Genomic DNA, 1,588 nt, shown 5'->3' on the forward strand with positions numbered 1-1,588 from the left:
GGACTAGCCCGGCCCGGCCCGCATCCTGCCTCAGAACGCCGGCACACCCCTCCCCACCACGCAAGGAGAACCACATGCTGTATCTCGTCCGCATGGACGTCAATATTCCGCTGGACATGCCCAAGGAACGCGCCGACGCCGTCAAGGCGGAAGAGCGGGAGTATTCCCAGCAGCTGCAGCGGGACGGACGATGGGCGCATTTGTGGCGGGTCGTGGGCGAATACTCCAACTACTCGGTGTTCGACGTCGCGGACAACGACGAGTTGCACACCCTGCTCTCCGGACTGCCGCTCTTCCCCTACATGGACATCAAGGTGACGCCGCTGGCCAAGCACCCGTCCGCTGTCGAATAGCCCAGCCCCTCACTCGAACATTCATATCCAAAAGCTTTCAATGGGCCGGAAATAGGTATTTCCCCTCGACCAATTACGGGCCTACCGTTGAATCAACACCGGATGTGATGTGCGGCACGGCACTGAGCGAAATTTGCCAGTCCGGAACCGCCGACCGTTTTTACCATCCTTCTTTTTTTGACAAGGGAGTCACCATGACAATGGAAACCGAAGCCACAGCAGCTTCCTCGGGCGCAGGGGCAACCGCCCGCTTCCGGGAGAACAAGCACCTCGCCGCCGGCACCAGCCAGGAGCGGGTCAGCACGCTTGCCGGCCGCGTCATCAAGGCGATCAACGACACCGTCCTGGACGAGAAGGTCACCTACGACGAATACAACGCTTTCAAGGCCTGGCTCATCCAGGTCGGCGAGGACGGGGAGTGGCCGCTGTTCCTGGACGTATGGGTGGAGCACTCCGTCGAGGAGGTCGCCAACTCCAGTCGCCACGGTTCCAAGGGCAGCATCGAGGGACCGTACTACATCCCGAGCGCCCCCACGCTCAACACCCCGGCCACCCTGCCGATGCGCGACGACGAGCCCGGCACACCGCTGCTGTTCCAGGGCCAGGTCACGAACGTCGCCGGCCAGCCGCTCGCCGGAGCGCTGATCGAACTGTGGCACGCCGATGACCTCGGTTTCTACTCCCAGTTCGCCCCCGGACTGCCCGAATGGAACCTCCGCGGCTCCATCATCGCCGACGCTCAGGGCAACTTCCAGATCAACACCATGCAGCCCGCGCCGTACCAGATCCCCACCGACGGTGCCTGCGGTGCCCTCATCGCCGCGGCCGGCTGGCACGCCTGGCGGCCGGCCCACCTGCACCTGAAGGTTTCGGCCCCGAAGCACGAGCTCATCACCACCCAGCTCTACTTCGAAGGCGACGAGCACGTGGCCGACGACATCGCCTCGGCCGTAAAGCCCGAACTCGTCCTGGCCCCCACCGAGCGCGCCGACGGCAAGGGCCGCGAAGTCACCTACAACTTCGTGCTCGATCCCCGGGGCTAAACCCCCTTTGTCAGCGCCGGGGCCGGAACCGCCCGGCACCGGCGCTGAACCCCAATATCATCCCACCACCCGCCGTAATGCCGCGTGCCCAAAATGAAGTGGCCGCAGCCGCCCGGCCCCCGGATCGGTCGGGTCAGAACATCACACGAAAGTGAGTTACCGGTGACTAAACTCGCCTATAACGTCCAGGAC

The 1,588-nt window shown here is 64.1% G+C and carries 2 protein-coding genes; both read left to right on the top strand.

Features of this window, described 5'->3' with window-relative positions:
- Positions 1-74: 74 nt before the first annotated feature.
- Positions 75-353 carry a muconolactone Delta-isomerase gene (gene catC, locus AC1D1W_RS20605; protein ID WP_028276560.1) on the top strand — a complete coding sequence of 93 codons (279 nt, stop codon included), beginning with the start codon at positions 75-77 and terminating at the stop codon, positions 351-353.
- A 194-nt stretch (positions 354-547) separates the two neighbouring features.
- Entirely contained in the window at positions 548-1,396 is an 849-nt protein-coding gene (gene catA, locus AC1D1W_RS20610; RefSeq protein WP_028276559.1) for a catechol 1,2-dioxygenase, read from the top strand.
- Positions 1,397-1,588: the final 192 nt, after the last annotated feature.

This window comes from Arthrobacter sp. P1_B4 (genome assembly GCF_056406555.1).

What these genes read in the sequence shown, in the direction of transcription:
- catC (WP_028276560.1), top strand. Translation starts at nt 75, where the DNA reads ATGCTGTATCTCGTCCGCATGGACGTCAATATTCCGCTGGACATGCCC.
- catA (WP_028276559.1), top strand. Translation starts at nt 548, where the DNA reads ATGACAATGGAAACCGAAGCCACAGCAGCTTCCTCGGGCGCAGGGGCA.